1 protein-coding gene is annotated in these 1,568 nt (G+C 73.9%); it reads right to left on the minus strand.

Translation table 11 applies throughout. The features are described from left to right. A partial coding sequence (locus AB3X52_RS19375; protein ID WP_367995748.1) for a molybdopterin-dependent oxidoreductase occupies positions 1-1,568 on the minus strand: 1,568 nt, incomplete at both ends.

Raw genomic sequence — 1,568 nt, forward strand, 5'->3', positions numbered from 1 at the left:
GGTCTCGACTGACGCCTGCGGCGGAACCACTGACGCTTCGCGAGGGACCACCGACGCCTCGGCGTACTCCCGGGCGATCTGCTCGAGCACCTGCGCGTCGGAATAGCTCGCGGGCCGTTCGAACACCTTCGGGAACGGCCGGCGGCGGCCGTCCCAGGTGACGAAGGTGCCGGCCTTCTCGGAGACCGGGGCGACGGGGAGTACGACGTCGGCGGCCCGCGTGACGTCGGACTCGCGCAGTTCGAGGCTGACCACGAACTCCGCCGCCTCGAGCGCGGCCCGGAAGGCCGCCGGGTCGCTGGTGTCGTCGGGATCGACGCCACCGACGACGAGACCCCTGACCTCACCGGTGAGCACGGCCTGCACGATCCGGTCGGCGTCGCGGCCGCCGGCGCGCGGCAGGAGCCCGGCCTGGACCGCCCCGCGGTCGCCGGCCCGGCGCGGCACCCACGCGAGTCTGGCCCCCGACCGCTCGGCGAGGGCGGTCGCCGCCGGCAGCGCGCCCGCCGCGGTCGCCAGGCGCTCACCGACGAGGATGACCGACCGGTCGGTCAGGTCGGAGACGGCCTCGAGCGCCGCGGCCTCGTCGCCGGGCGCCGTGCGGATGAGCTCGGCCGACAGCTTCGCCGTCCCCCGCGAGGTCCACGGCGCGATCGTGCGCACCCGGGTGCCGTGGGCCCGGACCGCCTTGCGCAGCCGCAGGAAGAGCGTCCCGGCCTCGTCCTCGGGCTCGAGCCCGACCAGCAGGACGACGTCGGCGGCCTCGAGATCGGCGTACGTGACGTCGCTCCCGCCTGCCACGTGAGCGGCCAGGAAGTCGGTCTCCTCGGCCGAGAGCGGACGGGCCCGGAAGTCGACATCGGCGGTGCCGAGCGTGTCACGGGCGAAGGCGGCGTACGCCTGAGCGTCCTCGAGCGTGAGGCGCCCGCCGGTCAGGACCGCGGTGGAGCCGGCCGCCTTGAGCCCGCGGGCAGCGACCGCGAAGGACTCGAGCCACGACGCCGGCCTGAGCCCACCGTCCGGGTCCTGCTCGTCGCGGACCTGTGGGTAGGTGAGGCGGTCGGCCTCGACGGCGTACCGGAACGCGAACCGGTCCTTGTCGCTGATCCACTCCTCGTTGACCTCCGGGTCGTTGCCGGCCAACCGCCGCATGACCTTCCCGCGGCGGTGGTCGACCCGGATCGCCGCGCCACAGGCGTCGTGCTCGGCGACCGAGGGGGTGGACACGAGGTCGAAGGGCCTGGCCCGGAAGCGGTAGGCGGCGCTCGTCAGTGCACCGACGGGGCAGATCTGGATGGTGTTGCCGGAGAAGTACGACGAGAACGGCTGCTCGTCGGCGGTGCCGACCTGCTGCTGGACGCCGCGCTCGATGAGCACGAGGCTGGAGTCGCCGGCGATCTGGTCCGCGAAGCGGGTGCAGCGGGCGCACAGCACGCACCGCTCCCGGTCGAGGAGCACGTTGGCGTTGACGGCGATCGGCTTCGCGAAGGTGCGCTTGACCCCCTGCGGGCCGCCGCTGGGATTGAAGCGCGACTCGGTGCGACCGTGCGATATCGCCTGGTTCTGCA

Source organism: Nocardioides eburneus, from assembly GCF_040838215.1.
GTDB lineage: Bacteria > Actinomycetota > Actinomycetes > Propionibacteriales > Nocardioidaceae > Nocardioides > Nocardioides eburneus.